The 22,085-nt window shown below is 41.0% G+C and carries 18 protein-coding genes; 13 read left to right on the forward strand and 5 right to left on the reverse strand.

Translation table 11 applies throughout. The features are described 5' to 3' along the window. Positions 1 to 150: 150 nt before the first annotated feature. The 9 genes from NSP_RS16630 (at position 151) to alaS (ending at position 14,321) form a co-directional block, all read left to right on the forward strand. Complete coding sequence (locus tag NSP_RS16630; RefSeq protein WP_006198861.1) at positions 151 to 1,824, forward strand: alpha/beta hydrolase; 1,674 nt, start codon at positions 151 to 153, stop codon at positions 1,822 to 1,824. 701 nt (positions 1,825 to 2,525) lie between these two features. Further along, on the forward strand, positions 2,526 to 5,633 hold the full coding sequence (locus NSP_RS16635; protein WP_017804251.1) for a trifunctional serine/threonine-protein kinase/ATP-binding protein/sensor histidine kinase: 3,108 nt from the start codon (positions 2,526 to 2,528) through the stop codon (positions 5,631 to 5,633). 279 nt (positions 5,634 to 5,912) lie between these two features. Then, complete coding sequence (locus NSP_RS16640; protein WP_006198837.1) at positions 5,913 to 7,352, forward strand: phosphoglucomutase/phosphomannomutase family protein; 1,440 nt, start codon at positions 5,913 to 5,915, stop codon at positions 7,350 to 7,352. 166 nt (positions 7,353 to 7,518) lie between these two features. After that, positions 7,519 to 8,094 (forward strand): RdgB/HAM1 family non-canonical purine NTP pyrophosphatase, encoded by a 576-nt coding sequence (gene rdgB, locus NSP_RS16645; protein WP_006198836.1) that lies wholly within the window; start codon positions 7,519 to 7,521, stop codon positions 8,092 to 8,094. A gap of 224 nt (positions 8,095 to 8,318) precedes the next feature. Beyond that, positions 8,319 to 8,582 carry a hypothetical protein gene (locus NSP_RS16650; RefSeq protein WP_006198835.1) on the forward strand — a complete coding sequence of 88 codons (264 nt, stop codon included), beginning with the start codon at positions 8,319 to 8,321 and terminating at the stop codon, positions 8,580 to 8,582. 109 nt (positions 8,583 to 8,691) lie between these two features. Beyond that, the gene (locus NSP_RS16655) at positions 8,692 to 8,958 is read left to right on the forward strand and encodes a deoxyribonucleotide triphosphate pyrophosphatase (RefSeq protein ID WP_231859488.1); all 267 of its coding nucleotides are present in this window, start codon (positions 8,692 to 8,694) and stop codon (positions 8,956 to 8,958) included. A 206-nt stretch (positions 8,959 to 9,164) separates the two neighbouring features. After that, positions 9,165 to 9,674 carry a hypothetical protein gene (locus tag NSP_RS16660; protein WP_006198833.1) on the forward strand — a complete coding sequence of 170 codons (510 nt, stop codon included), beginning with the start codon at positions 9,165 to 9,167 and terminating at the stop codon, positions 9,672 to 9,674. 99 nt (positions 9,675 to 9,773) lie between these two features. Next, positions 9,774 to 10,454 carry a hypothetical protein gene (locus tag NSP_RS16665; RefSeq protein WP_006198832.1) on the forward strand — a complete coding sequence of 227 codons (681 nt, stop codon included), beginning with the start codon at positions 9,774 to 9,776 and terminating at the stop codon, positions 10,452 to 10,454. A 1,224-nt stretch (positions 10,455 to 11,678) separates the two neighbouring features. Further along, positions 11,679 to 14,321: an alanine--tRNA ligase gene (alaS, locus tag NSP_RS16675; protein WP_006198829.1), complete on the forward strand. Its 2,643-nt coding sequence runs from the start codon at positions 11,679 to 11,681 to the stop codon at positions 14,319 to 14,321. Between the two features lie 72 nt (positions 14,322 to 14,393). Here the strand turns inward: alaS and NSP_RS16680 are convergent, their stop codons facing one another. Continuing rightward, entirely contained in the window at positions 14,394 to 14,594 is a 201-nt protein-coding gene (locus NSP_RS16680) for a type II toxin-antitoxin system VapB family antitoxin (RefSeq protein ID WP_006198828.1), read from the reverse strand. 129 nt (positions 14,595 to 14,723) lie between these two features. Between NSP_RS16680 and NSP_RS16685 the strand changes: the two genes are divergently transcribed. Together NSP_RS16685 and NSP_RS24385 are read left to right on the forward strand one after the other, a co-directional pair. Beyond that, a complete protein-coding gene (locus NSP_RS16685; RefSeq protein WP_006198827.1) occupies positions 14,724 to 14,963 on the forward strand; it encodes a type II toxin-antitoxin system HicB family antitoxin in 240 nt (79 codons plus the stop codon). Between the two features lie 32 nt (positions 14,964 to 14,995). Further along, a complete protein-coding gene (locus tag NSP_RS24385; protein ID WP_269454144.1) occupies positions 14,996 to 15,193 on the forward strand; it encodes a type II toxin-antitoxin system HicA family toxin in 198 nt (65 codons plus the stop codon). 124 nt (positions 15,194 to 15,317) lie between these two features. Here the strand turns inward: NSP_RS24385 and NSP_RS16690 are convergent, their stop codons facing one another. The 4 genes from NSP_RS16690 to NSP_RS16705 form a co-directional block, all read right to left on the reverse strand. Next, complete coding sequence (locus NSP_RS16690; protein WP_006198823.1) at positions 15,318 to 15,773, reverse strand: hypothetical protein; 456 nt, start codon at positions 15,771 to 15,773, stop codon at positions 15,318 to 15,320. A 38-nt stretch (positions 15,774 to 15,811) separates the two neighbouring features. After that, entirely contained in the window at positions 15,812 to 16,939 is a 1,128-nt protein-coding gene (locus tag NSP_RS16695; RefSeq protein WP_006198822.1) for a C39 family peptidase, read from the reverse strand. Continuing rightward, positions 16,926 to 18,326 carry a radical SAM/SPASM domain-containing protein gene (locus NSP_RS16700; RefSeq protein ID WP_082209971.1) on the reverse strand — a complete coding sequence of 467 codons (1,401 nt, stop codon included), beginning with the start codon at positions 18,324 to 18,326 and terminating at the stop codon, positions 16,926 to 16,928. The genes NSP_RS16695 and NSP_RS16700 overlap by 14 nt, the downstream gene beginning before the upstream one ends. Before the next feature lie 150 nt (positions 18,327 to 18,476). Next, positions 18,477 to 18,674 carry a hypothetical protein gene (locus NSP_RS16705; RefSeq protein ID WP_006198805.1) on the reverse strand — a complete coding sequence of 66 codons (198 nt, stop codon included), beginning with the start codon at positions 18,672 to 18,674 and terminating at the stop codon, positions 18,477 to 18,479. A 520-nt stretch (positions 18,675 to 19,194) separates the two neighbouring features. On the opposite strand from NSP_RS16705, the gene NSP_RS16710 reads away from it, so the two are divergent. Continuing rightward, positions 19,195 to 20,697 carry an AAA-like domain-containing protein gene (locus NSP_RS16710; protein WP_006198804.1) on the forward strand — a complete coding sequence of 501 codons (1,503 nt, stop codon included), beginning with the start codon at positions 19,195 to 19,197 and terminating at the stop codon, positions 20,695 to 20,697. A gap of 777 nt (positions 20,698 to 21,474) precedes the next feature. Beyond that, entirely contained in the window at positions 21,475 to 22,083 is a 609-nt protein-coding gene (locus NSP_RS16715; protein WP_006198803.1) for a hypothetical protein, read from the forward strand. Positions 22,084 to 22,085: the final 2 nt, after the last annotated feature.

Consider the following 22,085-nt stretch of genomic DNA (forward strand, 5'->3'; position numbering starts at 1 on the left):
TCCCCCTAAATCCCCCTTAAAAAGGGGGACTTTGATTAATTTCCCCCCCCTTAATAAGGGGGGTAAGGGGGGATATGGATAAAACTGATACTTCTCAGACATCCTCTTAACCCAAACTTGTTGGGATGGTGTAAACTGTGGGTTTTTCTGATGAAAACATTTTTCAGATATTTAAGTTTAGGGATACTATCTACTTTGCTCACGGCTACTCCGGGATTGGGGGCGGAACGGATTAACTTTTTTTACCCTCCCTATGGTGAGTTCTCTTTGAGCGTTGACGCTTTGGAAATCTTCGCGAAAGAAGGTACAATCACCGATGAATTGGCTTTTTATGCGAGTCGAGCCAATCCCCAGCAACTGGCTCAATTACGAGAGCTGCTCCAGCAGCAGTTTAATGTCACTCCTACCCTTGTGTCTCAGGTTACTTACTCACCGATAGGCGAAGACCTCATACAACGTTTAGGGGGCTTAATCCGCACGGAATCTAGGCAAAATGGCTTTTATGCCCTACGAAGTGCTTTGATATTGGCTGCTGCTAATCCAGAAGGTTTAACAGTGGTGAATTTTCTGCGTCAGTTTCCCTCACCTACGCTGCGGCTAAATTTTACCGAGGGGCTAAAGTTAGTTGATGACTTATCCCAAGTATTGCAGAAAAGAGATGAGGTTGTGGCTTGGATTCAACAAAAAGCGATCGCTCGCGCTACACCAATTGCTCCCCTAAATGCAGCAGTTACCAATCCTACCATTGACTTTGCTCAACAGCCAGATTTAACATCCCCTGGTGCATTTACTTGGCGGCGAAAAGAATTTATACTTTTAGATCAGTCTCGCGATCGCATAATTCCCACCCATCTTTATTTACCAGCAGCAACACCATCAACCAGCCCAGAAAATCCCTCACCTCCCTTTCCTCTAATTGTAATTTCTCATGGTGTAGCTTCAGACCGTTCTTCTTTTGCCTATTTAGCGGAACATTTAGCATCCTACGGTTTTGCGGTGGCTGTATTAGAACACCCTGGTAGTAATGCGGAACGCGTTGAGCGCTACTTAACAGGTTTAGCTGGGCCATTAGAAGCAAAAGAATTTGTCAACCGACCTTTAGATATTAAATTTCTGCTTGATCAACTGGAAATCATGGAAAAATTCAATCCTGCTCTCCAAGGAAAACTCAATTTTGAGCAAGTTGGGGCAATTGGGCATTCTTTTGGTGGTTATACTGTTTTAAGTTTGGCAGGAGCTAAGATAAATTTTGAGCAACTGCAACAAGACTGTAATTCCAATATGTCCTCTTTCAATTTGTCGCTGTTTTTGCAGTGTCAAGTCACTGAGTTAGAAGCCAAAGATTACCAACTCCAAGATGAGCGCATTAAAGCAGTATTGGCTATTAATCCTTTATCTAGCTCAATTTTTGGCAAAAGTGAGGTCAGCCAAATTCAAGTTCCTGTAATGCTAGTTGCAAATAGTCAGGATATTGCTACCCCAATAGTATCCGAGCAGGTTCGCCCTTTCACCTGGCTTACTACCCCTAATAAGTATTTGGTATTAATTGAAAACGGGACTCATTTCAGTGTACTGACCGAAGCAACTTCTGGAAATGACGTGTTACCGATACCATCAGCTTTACTAGGCCCCAACCGTGCGCCGGCTTATGCTTATCTGAAAGCTTTAAACGTGGCTTTTTGGGAAACACACCTGCTCAACCGCCCCGAATACGCCTCTTATTTACAACCCTCTTATGCTCAATATCTCAGTCAAGCACCTCTGAATCTGAGTCTGTTAAAATCTTTATCAGCAGAGCAATTGCATCAAGCATTGCAGGAATGAAATCAGTGAAATGCTTGCTGTGAATTTGTTTGAGAATTTTGTCATGTCCTAAGCGCCCTGTCCGTTGCTATAACTGATAACTGTTAACTGTAAAAAAAGATATACTGTACCTAAAGGTGCTACGCATTCAATCGATACCTGAAGTCCTTGTCCGATTATAAGAAAACAGGCTGAAAACCCTTGAGGTTAAGTTTTGGAGCATGGCGGAAAAACTTAAACGTGCTTTAGACAAGGGATGGAAGCCGGCTAAGGCGTTTACGCCTCGGTGACTTTGTGGTAAAATAATTGTCACAGGAACGGTAATTAACCTGTATAAAAACCCAAGTGCCTCACGGCAATCTGTACCTTCTCCCAAAGGGAGAGGCTTCGCCAAGACAAATAAATCTATGGGGTTCTACTTCGTAGTTCTAGTATCACCTGGAAGTAGGTAAAAGATTTACAGGTACTAGACGACACAGAATTTAACTCAAACAAAATTTGCGGTAACGCAACTACCTCGCCCGCCGGGGGAAAGTTAACGCTAAAGCCCTTCGGGCATGGCTGCGCGTCGGGGGAGAGAACCACCTCTGGGTTAGATACCGCAAGGAGTCTAATCTAAGTGGACTCGTTGAACCAAGAATCCCCGCACCTTTAGATCGGGGAGTGTCAAGGGAATACTATGAATGAAGCAAAAACGAATTTGCACCATGAGGTAGATATCAATGACCACTGCGGACTGCACCCCCATCATTCCCGGATATAAAATTAACTCTCAACTGTACGCAGGCTACAGAACTGTAGTTTATCGAGCTATCCGAGAGCAAGATCAACTCCCAGTGGTGATTAAGCTGCTTACCTCTGAATATCCCGGCTTTAACGAATTGTTGCAATTTCGCAACCAATATACTATTAGCAAAAATCTCAACATTCCCGGTATCATTCAGCCCTTATCATTAGAACCCTATGGTAATGCTTACATTTTGGTGATGGAAGATATAGGGTTGATTTCTTTAGGAGAATACATCAAAACCAATATTATCTCCCTTGTGGAATTTTTAGAAATTGCTATTCAATTAACTAATATTATTGATGATTTGATTATCAGCCATATTATTCATAAAGATATTAAACCTGCAAATATTCTCATTCATCCAGAAAGCAAAACAGTTAAACTTATTGATTTTAGTATCGCTTCATTACTTTCTAAAGAAACCCAAGAACTCAAAAATCCTCATATTTTAGAAGGAACACTCGCTTATATTTCACCGGAACAAACTGGTAGGATGAACCGAGGCATAGACTACCGCAGCGATTTTTATTCTCTGGGGGTGACATTTTATGAATTATTGACAGGAGAGTTACCATTTATATCTGATGACCCGATGGAATTGGTACATGGTCATATTGCGAAAATGCCCACCCCTTTGGTAAACAAGAAATCGGCAATCGGCAACACAGCAGAGATTCCCCAGGTAGTCTCGGATATTGTGATGAAATTAATGGCGAAAAACGCCGAAGAAAGATATCAGAGTGCTTTGGGATTAAAGCATGATTTAAACAAGTGTTGGTATGAATTAAAGAATACTGGGAAAATTACAGATTTTGAAATTGGTCAGCAGGATTTATGCGATCGCTTTCTGATTCCCGAAAAACTGTATGGGCGAGAAGCGGAAGTTAAAACATTACTAAATGGCTGTGAAGGGGTAGCAAACGGTACAACCGAAATCATGCTAGTGGCAGGATTTTCAGGTATTGGTAAAACCGCCGTTGTCAATGAAATCCACAAGCCAATTACTCGTCAGCAAGGCTATTTTATTAAAGGGAAATTTGACCAATTTAATCGCAATATTCCCTTCTCTGCCTTTGTACAAGCCCTGCGGGATTTAATCGGGCAATTATTCTCGGAATCTGACGCGCAATTGGCGCAATGGCGAGGCAAAATTCTCGCATCTGTGGGAGACAATGGACAGGTTTTAATTTCGGTGATTCCCGAACTAGAAAGAATTATCGGCAAACAACCCCCGACACCAGAACTATCGGGAACAGCAGCACAGAACCGATTTAACTTATTATTCCAAAAGTTTATTGCAGTATTCAGCACCGCAGAACATCCGTTAGTGATGTTTCTCGATGACTTACAGTGGGCGGATTTTGCTTCCCTAGAGTTGATCAAACTGCTGATGGAAGAGCAGAGTTATTTGCTGTTGTTGGGCGCTTATCGAGATAATGAGGTAGAAGCTACCCACCCATTTATATTGACGGTGGAGGAACTGAAGAAAACTGGCAAGATTGTCAATACCATTACCCTCCTCCCCCTGAGCTTCGGTGATACAAATCAGTTGGTTGCTGATAAGTTGAATTGTCCCACAGAGCGATCGCATTCTCTGACAGAATTAATTATCTCGATTCACGCTTCTACAACAGCGAGCATTTCTTCCAATTATAACATGAATACGGTGCTAGATTTTGCAGCGATTATCAAAGCTTCTCAAAGTCTTTCTAGTACGATTAAACTGGATGAACTGCTGCACCAACTAACTGAGATTATTTTGCAAAATTCCGGGGGCGATCGCTGTGCCTTAATTCTGCCCTATAGTGATGGTAACTGGCGGGTGAAAGCTATGGCTACACCGGATAGCAAAAAACTTTGTTCTGAACCTTTAGAGGGCAATCTCCATGTGCCTGTGAAGCTGATTCAGTATGTGAAAAACACTCAAGAATTAGTGGTGATTAATAATCTGGAAACGGAGCTACCTGTGATTGATGAATATTTAATCCAACAGCAACCAAAAAGTATACTGTGTTTGCCGATTCTCAATCAAGGAAAATTAATTGGGATTTTGTATTTACATAATCGCTCCACCAGTGGGGTGTTTACGAGCGATCGCATTCTTATTCTCAATTTTCTCTGTACTCAAGCTGCTATTTCCTTAGAAAATGCCCGACTTTATCAACAAGCTGGACAAGCATTACAAAATTTACAACAAGCAGAATTACAACTGGTGCAAAGTGAGAAAATGTTCGCCTTGGGTAACTTAGTCGCTGGTGTCGCCCATGAAATGAATAATCCCTTGGGGTTTATCTGTGGGACTCTGCAACAAATTAAACCGATGTTTGCAGAGATGCTCACACATTTGCAACTATATCAAGCCAGACTACCAGAGCCAGGGGCGGAAATTCTAGACCATGCAGCAGAAATTGACTTGGATTATAGTTTAAAAGATTTGCCCAAGATGATTGACTCGATGATCATGGCTAGCGATCGCCTCAAAAATATCAGCACCAGTCTCCGCACTTTTTCCCGTGCTGATCAAGTTTATCAAGTGCCATTTAACATCCACGAAGGCATTAATAGTACAATTTTAATTTTAAAACATCGTCTCAAAGCCAATGAACAGCGTCCCGCAATTAAAGTGATAACTGAATATGGTAATTTACCGGAGATTAAATGTTTTCCTGGTCAATTAAACCAGGTATTTATGAACATTTTAGCCAATGCCATTGACGCATTAGAAGAATCGAATAAAGGACGCAGTTTTGCAGAGATTCAAGCTCATCCTCCTTATATTTTTATCAAAACCTTAATTATAGATCAGCAAGTAAAAATTGCCATTGCTAATAATGGAATTGGCATGAGTGAAGAAGTGAAACAGCGAATATTTGACCATTTATTTACTACTAAAGCAGTGGGTAAAGGTACAGGATTAGGACTGGCGATCGCCCGTCAAATTGTCGAAGAAAAACATCACGGTTCACTGGTTGTCAATTCTCGACTCGGTGAAGGAACCGAATTTGTAATCACCTTACCCATTATCGGTATAAATAATTAAAGCTTGGTAATTATATCATATTAAATCCGGAAACACTATATTGAGAAATATTTAATACCACTTAACCGTAGAAAGTTTCAATTGTAACTAGAAGAAATCCATAATTAATTTATTTATGCAGGACTTACGTAAAAACCTCTCAAACTCTCATGACTCGGTGTACTCTGCGTCCTCTGTGGTTCGTTTCTTCCTAATATTGAACCAGTGGATTAATTCCGCCACTCCTGGAATTTATGAAATAAATGCTAAAATCCTGACGTAAACAGAGAGGATACCTCAATGCCAGTTGCTGCTAAATCGATTAAATTTGGTACAGACGGCTGGCGAGGCATAATTGGTGATGAGTTCACCTTTGAACGCCTAGCCCTAGTCGCGCCAGTTGCCGCCCAAGTATTGTATATTACATATTATTCGACAGTTGGTAACAAAACAATTATTGTCGGCTACGATCGCCGATTTATGGCAGAAGACTTTGCCCGTGCTGTGGCGGATTCTGTCACCGCTATCGGGTTTGATGTTTTACTCAGCGAAACCTTTGCACCAACTCCGGCTTTTAGTTGGGCTGCAAAAGACCTGAATGCTTTAGGAGCGCTGGTAATTACAGCTAGTCATAACCCCGGAGCATATTTAGGGTTAAAAGTCAAGGGTGCTTTTGGTGGTTCAGTACCCTCAGAAGTAACCAAAGAAATAGAAGCATTATTATCTGCGGGTGTACCTGAGCCAGTGGCTACCCCTGGAAAACAACAGCCCTTGAATCCCTGGCCGAGTTACACTACAGCCCTAAAAGCTAAAGTTAATATTAGCAAAATTCAAGCAGCGATCGCCTCTGGTAAACTGAGATTATTTGCTGATGTCATGCACGGTGCAGCAGCAGGGGGATTAGGGAGATTACTGGGGGATGGTGTCCAAGAAATTAACAGCGATCGCGATCCTTTATTTGAAGGTGGTGCGCCCGAACCATTACCAAAATACCTATCTCGTTTATTCTCGACGATCAAAACTTACCGACAAACAGATAAATCAAGTTTAGCCGTGGGGTTAGTATTCGATGGTGACTGCGATCGCATCGCCGCAGTGGATGGTAACGCTAACTTTTTGAGTTCCCAAATCTTAATTCCCATCTTAATCGACCACTTAACCCAAAGGCGCAGCTTTAGTGGTGAAATCGTCAAAACTGTCAGTGGTTCTGATTTAATTCCCCGTGTCGCCGCATTGCATAACTTGCCACTTTTTGAAACTGCCGTCGGATATAAATACATCGCTGATAGAATGTTAACCGCAGATGTATTATTAGGTGGGGAAGAATCAGGAGGAATCGGTTATGGTAGCCATATTCCCGAACGTGATGCACTGTTATCAGCCTTGTATGTTCTAGAGGCGATTGTGGAATCTGGGTTAGATTTAAGCGATTATTATCACTCTTTGCAAGAAAAAACAGGTTTCACCTCAGCTTATGATCGCATTGATTTACCCTTAGCCAGTATGGATGTGCGATCGCGTCTTTTAGAACAACTGCAAACCCAACCATTAACCGAAATTGCCGGTAAAACCGTCATTGATTGTCAAACCATCGACGGCTATAAATTCCGCCTAGCTGACAACAGCTGGTTAATGATTCGGTTTAGCGGTACAGAACCAGTATTACGCCTATATTGCGAAGCAGCGACAATTGCACAAGTGCATCAAACCTTGGCTTGGGCGAAAAATTGGGCAGAATAATCTCAGTTAACAGTTGTCAGTGATCAGGCATTTCCTAGTCTAATAAAGTACAAAATTATCTGCGTTTATCTGCGTCCATCTGCGTTTAATTATTACTGCTTGTACCTCACTGGAATGGGAATTGCTATAACTGATAACTGATAACTGATAACTGATAACTGCAAATATGAATAAAATACTCGTAGTAGCTACAGGAAATACCGGTAAATTGCGGGAACTGCAAGCTTATCTGGCTAATTCTGGTTGGGAATTAACGCTCAAACCAGCAGAATTAGAAGTTGAAGAAACAGGCGAAACCTTTGCCGCTAATGCTTGTCTCAAAGCTTCCCAAATTGCTCAAGGTACAGGACAATGGGCGATCGCAGATGATTCGGGTTTGGCAGTAGATGCCCTAAATGGCGCACCCGGAATATATTCGGCACGTTATGGTAGCAGCGACTCAGACCGCATTGCTCGGTTATTGCGAGAATTAGGTAACACCACCAATCGCCAAGCCCAATTTGTCTGTGCCGTGGCGATCGCTCGTCCTGATGGTACAATAGCTTTAGAATCCGAAGGCATATGTCGCGGCGAAATTCTTCATGCACCCCGTGGCGAAGGTGGTTTTGGCTACGACCCGATATTTTATGTCCCAGAAAAGCAATTGACTTTTGCACAGATGTCGCGGGAATTGAAAGGCTCAATTAGCCATCGAGGTCAAGCTTTAACAGTTATCAGTGATCAGTTATCAGTTATCAGTTAAGAGACACAATTGGGTTTAATTCCCCTACTATATCTGGCGTTGGTGGCGGGTCTAAATCCATAGGTCTTGATAACTGTTTACTGTTTACTGATTTAAGTTTAATATCAAAATCTAACTGAAGATTTTTGCTGTTCTAACTTGAGTTGGAGAACTACCATTTTAAAATTGCTGACAATAAAACCACAACTTCAAAGCGGAGAGTGGCGTTAGCCATAGGTAAGTATATGAAGCTTTTAGGAAATCTCGCTTTAGCGCTACTATTTGGCACTATGTCAGTTACAGCCTTAAATCCCACTCAGGCTATAGCTCAAGAAGCCCCAGAAACCCCAGAAACAGAAATGCCATCTCCTCCTGAACCTGGTACTAACCAACGGATAGATATGGGAGAGGTAGAGATTAAAATAGAAGAGGAAAAGGAAGTAGAATTAGAGCCTGAACAAAGTATTACTACTACTCCAGAGTCTATGGAGGAAGATAGTTCCGATTAGCAGCACCTAACGAAACTCCAACTCAAGATTTTTGCTGTTCTAACTTGAGTTGGAGAACTACCATTTGTAAATTGCTGACAATATTATAGACAACTTATAATAGCGGAGCGTGGCGTTAGCCATAGGTAAGTTAATGAAGCCTTTAGGAAATGTCGCTTTAGCCCTACTATTTGGAACTATATCAGTTACAGCCTTAAATCCCACTAAGGTTATAGCCCAAGAAACAGAAATGCCATCTCCTCCTGAATCTGTCAACCAACAGATAGATATTCAAGAGGTAGATATTCAAATAGAAAATAAAATTGAAATAGAATTAGAACCGGAACAAAGTATCATTAATACCCCTGAGCCTAGTGAGCAAAACAGTTCCGATTAACAATGATTTTCTCTCAGTCTAGGGTGGCTCCTAACTAAACTACCCTCATTCAGAGAAATGTCCCTTTTAATAGCCTCAACCCAGACAGCAGAGACCGTTTGGGATGGGAGAATATGCGATCGCATTTAATCTGCACCTTTCCCGCAGAAACCGATGCTATCAACCGTGATAATATATTCTAGTCATTGCTCTAATCCCCGCCCTAGATGAACAAAGCATTGAATGAAACGCTTTCAATCTTAATTGCCCAAAGCATAAAAAGCAAAGCTAATCAGCCATTTGAGAATGCTTACAAAGCAGTATTAGCCACAGAAAAAGCCAAGTATGTCCAGGGATTTTTAGCTGTTGCCCAAATGCCATACCAACCCATTGAACATGGCTGGATAGAATTAAGCGAAGCAACTGAAAGTGATTTTATTGTGAGTATTATTGACCCCAGTTTACCACACCTGCACAAAACTTCGCAAGAACTTTGGTACTTCGCCGCCCAAAGCTTTACGATTAAGCAACTCAAAGCGATTATTGAGGAATCAAAAGAAGATTATCCCGAAGATGATCCCTTACCCATCTATGGTGATGCACCTTATGAGTATTACGGTGATGTCATGTTGGGTGGTGCTGCATATTTAGCAGCTTATCAGGCGGCAGAGGCTAAGTGCAAAGAACTCAGACAATTACACGCCATGACACACACAACAGAAGTTAAAACCCTGTAGAGACCTTGCATGCAACGTCCCTACACTGTGGTCTAATTAACCGAAAACTCCTGTAAGTGTCAAAATGAAGAAAGATTAAGCTGCATTCAAAAACAACGCATGAGTCAAACTGCTTTAAATTTAGTTGCAATATCGATCTTTCTTATGACTTTATCGGTGCTGTTGGGACCATTAATTCATTTGTCTCCAGCAGTACCAGCCATTGCTACGGTGACTATTTTGGGAATAGCCACTTTTGATAATTTCAGTTTGCAAGGGCAAGGCGGTACTATAATTTTAGATTGGATTGCGGGTTTTTCTCCCCAACACCGCGATCGCATTATCCACCATGAAGCGGGTCATTTTCTCACAGCGTATCTACTAGATATTCCTGTAACTGGCTATACACTCAGCGCTTGGGAAGCTTGGAAACAAGGGCAACCCGGACAAGGTGGTGTTAGCTTTGATGATGGAGAATTAGCAACTCAATTAGAACAGGGGACAATCAGCACCCAAATCATCGACCGCTATTGTACAATTTGGATGGCGGGTATTGTGGCGGAAACTTTAGTTTTTAATCATGCTGAAGGTGGGGCTGATGATAAAAACAAGCTAGCTGGAGTTTTAGCAGGTTTGGGTTTTTCTGAATCAGCTGCTTTGCAGAAACAGAAGTTTCATTTTCTCCAAGCCAAAACTTTGTTACAAGAAAATTGGTCTAGTTACGAAGCTTTAGTTAAATCCATGCAACAACGCGTCTCTGTGAGCGATTGTCAGCGTATGATTGATCATACTGCTGCATGAACCCTTTGTACAGACGCGATGCACCGCGTCTCTTTTGATAATTTTTATCAAGAGACTGCTTTGAGATGGGAAACAGAGGCGGAATAGTCACTATTTATGTCACAGGCAAATTACCCGATTTTTAAGAGTTATCATTTATCAGTTAGGGACTTCCAAATAAAAAAATACGAAATCACCTAACGCAAAAAAGCTCCCAAACCCTGATTCCTCTGTGTCCTCTGCGCCTCTGCGGTTCGTTAAGCCGGATAATTTATTTCGAGTAAGCCCTTATCAGACAAAATTGGGTTAAATCCCTGACTAAATCGGCGTGATAACTGTTCACTGATTTAATTTAACTTGGATAACTTTGATTACTCATAAATCCCGGCTAGGTTTATTAATTTTTGAAAGGGCAAATATCCGATATTTTACACCAGCTAAAAAGTTTAATTTATGGACAGGAATTAACTACAATAATATCACAATTATAAATATCATATTATTACGTGATATTTAAAAATAACAAATTTTAAAACCTAATATAAATATTTATGTTGTTTTGTAAAATTGCCGGTATGTTTTCAATATAAAGTGGAGAAAATCCTTTCTCCTAGTTAGGAATTTGATTTTTGTTGATTAAACCAATATTATCAGGACTTACGCAAAATTATGGAAAAACGAACCACGTTCGCGAAGCGTCTCCCCTTCTCCCAAAGGGAGAGGCTAGCGCCAAGGGAGAAGGACACGAAGTTRAGAMGCGTTCAGCCTCTCCCCTTCTCCCAAAAGGGAGAGGCTAGCGCCAAGGGAGAAGGACACGAAGTTAAGAAGGTTTCAGAGAGTTCTTGCGTAAGTCCTAATTATGACTGAAGATAGCGATCGCACATCCGACTAAAGTTAGGTAAACGTAGAATTCACAGACACAGACGTAGACAATCAATGTCTGGAAAAAATAAAATATGCGTGATAATCAATACCGTTGTAGAGACGTTCATGGAACGTCTCTACTGATGTCTAATGGCTGCACATAATACCCCACGGGCAAAAATGGCTGGCAGGAAACTCCAACAAAATGCCAAAATAGAGATACAGCAGCTTTCATTGAGATAAATTAAAGAGTTATCTGTGTTTATCTGTGTCCATCTGTGGTTAATGATCTCTTGATTTCCAACCTATGGCATAGACACCCTATCCTGGGGCATACTTTTCCTGTAAAAACGACTATTATTGAAACTAACTTTTCAACCCATGCCTGAAAATCCCCAAAAACTGAGCGGTAACGAAATTCGCGACATATTTCTTAACTTCTTCGCCCAACGAGGACACCAAATTCTCCCCAGCGCCTCCCTCGTCCCCGAAGACCCCACTGTGCTGCTGACTATTGCGGGGATGCTACCATTTAAACCGATATTCCTGGGACAACGCACAGCAGAATTTAATCGCGCCACCACATCGCAAAAGTGCATCCGTACCAACGACATCGAAAACGTGGGACGCACCAAACGCCATCATACATTTTTTGAGATGTTGGGTAACTTCAGCTTTGGTGATTATTTTAAACCACAAGCGATCGCCTGGGGATGGGAATTATCCACCCAAGTTTTCGGCTTACCACCAGAAAAGCTCGTTGTCAGCGTCTTTGAAGATGATGATGAAGCCTATAATATTTGGCGCGATGATATTGGCGTACCCGAAGCCAGAATTAAGCGCATGGGCGAAGATGATAACTTTTGGGTATCTGGACACACAGGCCCCTGTGGTCCTTGTTCGGAAATTTATTATGATTTTCACCCAGAATTGGGAGATGAAAACATTGATTTAGAAGACGATACCCGGTTTATCGAGTTTTATAATCTCGTGTTTATGCAATATAACCGGGATGCAGAAGGAAATTTAACACCTCTGCAAAACAAAAACATCGATACCGGGATGGGTTTGGAAAGGATGGCACAAATCCTCCAACAAGTGCCGAATAACTACGAAACTGACTTAATTTTCCCGATTATCGAGACAGCAGCCGAAATTGCCGGCATTGATTACCACAAAAGCGACGAAACCACCCAAGTTTCATTAAAAGTTATTGGTGATCATGTCCGTTCTGTGGTACAAATGATCGCCGATGAAATTCGCGCCTCCAATGTGGGACGGGGTTATGTATTGCGGCGATTAATTCGGCGGGTGGTACGTCATGGGCGATTATTGGGAATTAACAGCGAATTTATTACCCAAGTTGCCGAAACTGCAATTTCCCTGTCAGAATCAGCTTACCCTAATGTTAGGCAACGGGAAGCCGCAATTAAAGCGGAGTTGCAACGGGAAGAAGCCAATTTCCTCAGAACTTTGGATAGAGGCGAGAAACTTTTAGAAGAAATCATCCAAGAGGTGAAACAGCAAGGCAAAACCTCTATTAGCGGTGAAAGTGCCTTTACTTTATACGATACCTTTGGTTTTCCCCTAGAACTGACTCAAGAAATCGCGGCAGAAAATCAGCTAACTGTGGATGAAGCCGGATTTAACACCGAAATGCAAAAGCAGGTGGAACGTGCCAAAGCTGCCCACGAAACCATTGATTTAACTGTGCAAGGTTCCCTGGATAAGTTAGCCGAACACATCCAAGCGACGGAATTTATCGGTTATACCCAACCTGTGGGGACAGCAAATGTAGAAGCCATATTAATAGATGGCATTGCCCAAGAGGAAGCAGAAGCGGGGACAGAAATTCAAATTGTTCTCAATCAAACCCCATTTTATGCCGAGTCTGGGGGACAAATTGGGGATAAAGGTTATATCTCCGGTGATGGGGTATTGGTGCGTGTGGAAGATGTGAAAAGAGAATCTGATTTTTTTATCCACTTTGGACGCATCGAACGCGGTACAATCCGAGTAGGAGATTCTGTGACTGCTCAAATTGATCGGACTTGTCGTCGTCGCGCCCAAGCGAATCATACTGCAACCCATTTATTGCAAGCGGCGTTAAAGAAACTTGTGGATGATAGTATATCTCAAGCCGGTTCTTTGGTTTCCTTTGATCGATTGCGTTTTGACTTTAACTGTCCCCGTGGTTTGACAGCAGCAGAAGTGGAACAAGTTGAAGCACAGGTAAATACTTGGATTGCTGAAGCACATACTGCAAACATAGAAGTATTACCTATAGCAGAGGCTAAGGCTAGGGGTGCTGTGGCGATGTTTGGGGAAAAATACGGTGAAGAAGTGCGGGTGATTGATTTCCCTAGTGTGTCAATGGAACTCTGCGGTGGAACTCACGTAAGTAATACTGCGGAAATTGGCATCTTTAAAATTATCTCTGAGGCGGGTGTGGCTTCTGGGGTGCGACGCATTGAGGCTGTATCTGGTCCGGCGATCTTGGATTATCTCAATGTTCGCGATAAAGTAGTTAAGGATTTAAGCGATCGCTTTAAAGTTAAACCCGAAGAATTACCAGAGAGAATCACCACTCTGCAAACTGAACTGAGAAATAGTGAGAAACAATTAGCCACACTGAAATCACAATTGGCGATCGCTAAATCTGACAGTTTGCTGCAAACAGTAGAATCTGTAGGCGAGTATCAAATTTTGGTAGCGCAAATGGAAGATGTTGACCCAGAATCATTGAAAACTGCGGCGGAAAGGCTACTGCAAAAAATCGGTAACGGTGCTGTGGTGCTGGGTTCGGTTCCGGAAGCTGGGAAGGTAAGTATAGTTGCAGCCTTCAGTGCAGAGGTGAATAAAAAGGGACTGCAAGCGGGTAAATTTGTCGGTGCTGTAGCGAAAATTTGCGGCGGTGGCGGTGGTGGAAGACCGAATTTAGCCCAAGCCGGCGGACGTGATGCGAATAAGTTACCAGAAGCCTTAGCCAAGGCGCACAGTGATTTACAGTCAGCACTGAGTTAATTATATTCTCTTGTGGGGCAGGCATCTTGCCTGCCTTTGATATTTTTAATCAGAACAAGACTTTTATGACGCTCATGCTTGCTGACGTTGCTGTTTGTAGTCGTAGTCTGGGTCATAATCAATAGTGCCAAAGAGGTTTAACACTTTGAGTCGCTTGCGACGTTGGATATATTCGCGTAGTGCAGTTTCGACCAGGACATCAACGGTTATCTGGTCGTCCAGGGCAAGTGCCTCTTGTAACAATGTATTATTGATGTTGAATTGTGTAACCACGATTGCTCCCGATCCAACGACTGACTAAATCAATATTATCGCACTATTTAACCAACATCACCTAAAAGTCTTTATTATGGGATAAGTCGTAAGTTAAAAGTAGATAGAGCGTAAACAAGATGGAAATATATGAACAACAACGATAAGCAAATTTACAATTACACAGTTCTTCTAGAAAAAGAATCAGATGGAGGTTATCATGCTTTTTGTCCGATCCTAAAAGGCTGTCATTCTCAAGGAGATTCTTTTGAAGAAGCCATTGATAATATCACAGAAGCAATTGAATTATATATTGAAAGCTTAAAGGCTGATAATCTGTCAATTCCTAGAGAAAATTTAATTGTTAAGCCACTAAGCATCTTAGCATAAGTAATTTTCCCAGTGTCAAAGCTAAAGAATTTATAAAAGTAATCGAAAAATTAGGTTTTTATTTTGACCGTCAAAAGGGGAGTCATGCTATTTATAAAGATAGTCATGGACAAAGGGTTGTAATTCCTATACATTCGGGAAAAGACCTAAAACAAGGGACTCTAATGGGTATGATTCAAGATATTGGTATTGATAAAGAAATGTTCTTTGAGTTACTCGGAAAAGAATAGATTATAACCACAAGTGAAGCGATCGCACTCTTGAGAACAAACATCGCACTCCACAACCCATACCAAAAAGCGATCGCATTCATTTTAAGATTGTCTCTACAAAAGAGCGATCGCACTGACACTTTCATCCTCCCATAGTAGATTCATTCAAATCATCAGTTGTGTTTCCATTTGGAAGGAGAAACATCTCTTTATTACCAGTTTTGAAGCAGCGCACAGTGCTTAAAAAACTTCTTATTTCTGATTTCCAAAAATATCCTGGTATAATTTCAACCGAATTTTCTGGGAACTTTTGTTTTAATTGTGACTTAATTTCTTGGTCATTATATATTTTGGGAGATTTTGATATACTTGCCACTTCTAGTAATTCATTTGTATCCCCTTTAATTGCCACGTAGATAATATCGTAAAATTCTTTTGTTGCACTGGCATCAAGAGGAACAATAGTAAAGTTTGAATTCCCATCTAAATCTGTAACATATATAGGCTTTGAGACAGGAACATCAGTTGTATCAGGATCAATAGCTTTAATGTTTTCAAAGCCTTGATTTTTTAAGCAATCTATGGCAATGTTTACCATATTCATTTTTAATATCTCAGTAAGTTATCTTTAGAGAACTATCCTCCTCCAACAAGAGATTCAGTTAAGAGATCGGTGACATTTCCATTGGGAAGCAAAAACATCTCTTTGTTTTCCAATCTGAATTGGCGTGCGACACTTAAACGACTTCTTAATTCAAAACACTGTTTCCAAAAATATCCGGGTATGATTTCAAATGATGCTCCTGGGAAATTTTCTTGTAATTTTGTTTCCATTTCTTGGTCATTATCAATTTGTAATACCTTGGAGAAGCTTGCTATTTCTAGTAAATTATTTGTTCCCTCTTCAACCGCAACATAAATAAAATCTTGAAATTCTTTTGTTGCTTTAGCATCAAGAGGAACAATCGTAAAGTTTGAAGCTCCATCTAAGCCTGTAATAAATATAGGCTCGGTGACGGGCGCACCACCGCCTATGTCAGGAATTTTTTGTATATCATTAAAACCATAAATATCTAGGTTGGCTAAAGCTATATCTATCGGGGTTCCAGTCCCACCGCCTTGAATAGTTAATGTTTTAGCTTCGGTTTGGATTGGTTTAAATTTTTCGTCTGTTTTCTTAGATAAAACAACTAATTTGTTTTTCCATTTGTTTCCATATGTATTTGGCAAGAAAAATTGTTGTTGAAGGGCAGCCATAAATTTATATCCTTCACTAGGAGATTTATCAGAAGGATCTAAATAATGAACTGCTGTAATTTCTATTTTTCCATCTTCTCCTTCATTAAATCGAATTCCATCGATCACAGTCCAGTGAGCGCCTTTATTAACGAGACTAATACAAGGTATTTGGGCAAAACGAATTGTATTATAAATTCTATCTAAATTTTCTTGCAATGTATCTGAAGAAAAAACATCTATGTCACCCAATACATTATCTGGGATGATTTTATCTAAATAATCACTGAGACCTTCAGGGCTGGAGTAAAATGCTACAGGATTATTTTCAGTATTTAGTTTCTGTATTTCTTCATACGCTGTATCTTGTTGAGTATTCGTTATCTCAAAGTGAGAAAGAAACATTTGGCTACAAGCTGGACCACAGAAGTTAAACTTTTCTTGTTGAAAAAATGTAATTTGCTTTATTTGTTCGTCTTTAATACCCATGGTTGATAAATCTCCTTGCCTATTTTTATCTTGATACAAGCTCTTGTTTTTCTGTAGGGACTTGAATAACTTCTCCTACTTGGTCAACACAGAATTGAATTTGTTGCTTGATAGAATCGCATGGAGGTTCAGTCGCATCCATAAAAACTCGCGGGTGAGAGCATCCACCCATACATAGCGGCAAAACATTACAATTTTTACAAGCTGGATAGGCAAAAGGAGAAAATTCTTGCCAACGTTGGGCTATATCTGAACTATCTATGGAATGATTCATCTCATGAATATTTCCCATAGCTTCGGATGGCGAACCAGCACTATGCCAACAACGACTCACATATCCTGCTGGATCGATAACGTGCATATTGCCAAGTGTAGCGCCGCAAACATGAGTTTTGGGTACAAGCTTCTTTACAAGATCCTTTAAAGTTTCTGGACGATCCAAGAGACGATTCAAGAAATGTTCTTTCTCAAAACTTGCATAGTCTGAACGACTTAAACTACTAGAAAACTGAGCATCTACCGTTTCTTTGGAGTCACACGCTCCACAAGCACCTGATGTGCAATCAGGGCTATTAGTCGAGCCAAACTCACTTTCATTAGCATGGATTCTCTCAGCATAAACATTACTAATCCCATGCTTGCTGAGAAATTCGATCATCTGGGGTACTTCGTGTAAATTTTCAGATGAGACGTTAATGCGTATAAGTACCGTTAAATGCTCACGAGCAGCTATAATGTTTTTCAAAATTATAGAGGGTTCTCCAGTGGCATCCATTACCCCTCGCTTTTTACTGCTCTTAAAAACAAGGGAATCGAATGATATCTGGGCAGAATTAATACCTACTTCGGAAAGCTCTCTAGCCGCATTAGAGTTGAGTAATATCCCATTTGTAATAATCTGCATACCCGGAGGATGTACTGCCACTGCATCAGCTAAATTATTAAGCTGACGAGACATATTAAGCACAGTTTCCTTGGCTAGTAGAGGTTCTCCCCCGAACCACTTACAATCAAATACTCTGTTCTCTTCTACTATGAGAGATTGAATATAACGAATGGTTGCTGATTGAGTTTCAGGTGACATAAACTGCCCATGCTGGTGGTCTCCCTGAAAGCAGTAATCACAAGAAAAGTTGCACGCAAGTGTCGGTAAGATTGTAAAGTTGAGGATATTTTTTTTGCGTCTAGCATTCTCAAACTTAGAGATAATTTGCTCAACTTCATCTCCATAATGGAGAAATCCCATGGTTACAAACTCCTGCTCATTACGTACTTCTGTAATTGGCTCATTGCCCTGCAAAAGTTCAGCAATATGTGGTGAAAGCAAAGCAAAAACGCCTTTTCGGGCATTGTAACCAATTACCCCCTCTTGACGTTTAACAAAGTAATTGTAATGAGAACGTTGCAACATTATTAAATTCTCCATGTTTTCTAAATTCCATTTCGTGTACGAAAGGAATTAACTCTCTTCTGTCAGAGTGAGGTGAATCTCTGATTGTTCGTTGGCTGAAATGGCTTGCTTTCGTTAAAATTTCCTCAAGTAACAGAAGAGAGCTAAGTACCTAAGCAAAATTTATCAGATATTAATTACGCACCAGCCACCACCAGGAAGAGGAGGATCTAGTGTAATACTAATCTCTTTAACTTTTGTACCTGAAGGGATATTACCTGGAGGTACAGTTAGTTTAGCGATTAAAACGGTTTCATCTTCCAGATTAACGAGTTTAACGATATCTGAAATCTGAGGATTTGGAGTCGGATCGTTCGTTGCCATGTTACTCATTACCTCTTATTAAGTAGAACGTTTCTGCCGAACTTATCGTTTAGAAGCGCCTTGACTCTCTGATGATATCTTTGTCAACCAAAAGCAAGCCACCAAAGTTTGCAACTTTAAGAAAAAAGTTAAGGATTTAGCACCAGCAAATCCCCAAACCAATTCCCCATATTGGTTTCAGTTACCGAAAATTTAAGAATCTCGCAACCATTAGTTAACATAGCTCTTAACTTTGGAAAAAACCCCAATTTAAGAGCTATCCTTCCGTTTACCTTTACCATAGAAAACTTCAATTCAAAGCTTATATATTTATGTATTTAGGAGTATTGACAATATAGAAATTTTTTGTATTTGTCAAGTATAAGCGTGTTCAAAATAAACTTTTCGGATAGGGAATCGCATCCATAGTATTTGTAGCTATGCTGCGTAAATTTGTAAAGTGCATAACTAATAACAGTATTCACCCATAACTATTAAGCAGATTACTAAGCATATTTTATACTTTATTTGAGAGTTCAAAATGCAATTACAATCAAAAAATCAACTACGGCGGCGGGGTGCGACTTTAACTGCTCAAGGCTTCAAGAAACTCAATCAGGCAAAAGCTGAGGTAGAAATTCAGCAAAACTTTAAGCGATACACTCTCGAAGCCCTCAGTGAAAAAACAGGTTTAACCCCCAATACCCTCAGCAAGGTCTTTAATTCCGCAACTGGAGTCGATAAGCGAACCTTGGAGTGCTGCTTCAATGCCTTTAATCTAACTTTGTTAAAGGACGATTATCTCTACCTGGAGTCAGATAAAGACAATCTTGGCAAGATTGGCTCAATGTCCACCAATGAAAACTGTTGTTCCATCGAACCAGTCTGCGATTCTCGCACCAATCCCCCTCAAACCCACAGAGTGGAACGATTCCCGAAGGGACGGCAGAGCCGAACGCCTGACGATCTGCAACTTCGTCCCACAACCGTACCAGGAGGGCAGATGCCCCTGGATTCTGTCTTTTACATTGACCGTCCCATCCTCGAATCCCTCTGTTATGAAGCCATCCAGGAACCTGGTGCGCTGGTCAACATCCGCGCTCCCAAGCAAATGGGCAAAACCTCCCTCATGACCAGCATCCTGGCTTACTGTAACTCCCTGGGCAATCGCACTGTTTCCCTGAATTTGCAACTTGCCAACGACGAGATTTTACAGAACCTAGAACGCTTCCTACAATGGTTCTGTGTCAGAGCCAGCAAGCAGTTAGACTTGCCAGTTGCCATTGCCCTTTGTTCAATGGCAACTTTTTGGGATAACTCCTTGGGTAGCAAATCCAACGCCACGGACTACTTAGAGGAGATTCTCTTAGCCAAACTCAATCGCGCAGGGTCTCCAAGAGAGAATCGCTCCCTGGTGATTGCCATCGATGAACTCAACGAGCTTTTTGCCTACCCGGACATTGCTCGTGAATTTCTCCTACTTTTGCGAACCTGGTCTGAGCGAGCCAAAGAAAGCGATGCAGACATTAATCCTTGGCACAGGCTGCGACTGGTGACGGTTCATTCTACTGAAATCCTGATGCCTCCCTCGATCAATCCCTCACTATTGAATACTGGGCTGGTTATTGAGTTACCTGAGTTTACCCCGGCTCAGGTGCAGGAATTGGCAAATCGGTGGGGAGAGGAAATGACGGTGCAACAAATTGAGCAATTGATTACCCTTTTGGGAGGACATCCCTATCGCTTGCAGTTGGCTTTTTATCACCTACATCAGCAGACAATAACCCTGGAAGAACTGTTAGAAAATTCTGCATTCACCACTACCATCTATGCAGAGCATCTAGAACAACAATGGTGGAACCTGCAACGCTATCCCGATTTATTACCATTGTTTACAGAAATCGTCAGGCAATCAAATCTTGTATATTCTGAGGCGGTGCAAGCCTCTCAGTTGTACAAGATGGGGTTAATGCATTTGCATGGTAAAATGTCAAGTCTCGCCTGCGAGTTATTTCGGCCATTTTTTGGCGATCGCCTGTTGTAAATCAACAGTTAGGGGTCATTTAATGTTTGCGCGTCGATGCAATTCAATTGCAGGGAGACCTAATTTAGCCCAAGCCGGCGGACGCGATGCGAGTAAGTTTCCGGCACAGTGATTTGCACTCAGCCTTGAATTAATTGTATTCTCTTGTGGGGCAGGCATCTTGCCTGCCTTTAAAATTGGGAATAAGTTGATAGGTTAAAATGTTCAAAGCCTATTTGGCGTAATTCAAATTCTCACTAATAACCAAATTCAACATTTGCTGGATGAGGTGAAACCAGATTAGGTATTTCCGGTTTTTTACGAGATTTTTACAACATTAGCAAAAGGTGAATACTTAGAAAACTTTCGCTCCTGTAAACATAAAAATGAGGCAAAATGAGCAATGAGCCAAACATTTGTGTGGATAATTTTTCCTATTAGCCTACTCATTCTCGTTACTTTAATAGTTCTCTATTTCCGAGGGGTATTCCGTTCTCGAACTTTTTACAAAATTAAGAATTTACCCTAAGCGATCGCTATTTGTTTCAGCAGATGGAGAAATTTTTTCTCGATGGTTTTGCCAAGAGTCGGCTGGTGTGCAACAGGGATTTACGCCATCGTTCCTTGCAGGAGCATTTAATTGGAAGTTTGACGCTGTTGTTTCGCTGGTATTTGTGAATTTATCCTCAAAACCTCTAATTAGATAGATTTAGATATTGGTCTGTAGATAGATTCAAATTAGCACTATTTCATCAGAGAATAGCGGAGTGATAGCTTTTTATGGTGTTTAGATATATTATGCAATCAAAACCGTTAACCTTACAAAAAATCATCCCTTTATCTTTAATTGTGCTTCTCCTTCCTTTGGCATCCTGTCAAATAGAGCGAGAACAAGCAGGTCGCTTACCTGATGTGAATGTAGAACCCGGAAGGCTACCAAAATATGATATTCAAGGACCTGATGTCAAGGTCGGATTAGCAAAGCGCACGGTTACAGTACCCAAAGTAATTGTCATACAGGAAGAACAAACCGTTGAAGTTCCTTATATTGATGTTGATGTACCCGGAGCAGACCGAAAAGAGCGGACTATAACAACTGAAGTTGAGGTTCCTTCTAGTGGTTACAATCTGGAAATTCAAGGTATATATGCTCTAAACAATGAGCTTTGGGTGGTTTCTCAACTTGAAGAAGAAAATCCCAATGCACCAGATACAAAAGTACGTGTTTCTGATCGCGTTGTTGTGAATAGTCCAGATATACCAGTACGTCACTACATTATTGGAGAGCGTCCTGTGGGTAGCTTTAACGAACAGTACACATTCATTAATAATCGTCAGCAAATTGCTTCAGAATTAGACTCAGGACAAATGCTATATAAAAAGCAGGAAGAGACTGCTTTAAAATAAAT

This window comes from Nodularia spumigena CCY9414 (genome assembly GCF_000340565.2).
GTDB lineage: Bacteria > Cyanobacteriota > Cyanobacteriia > Cyanobacteriales > Nostocaceae > Nodularia > Nodularia spumigena.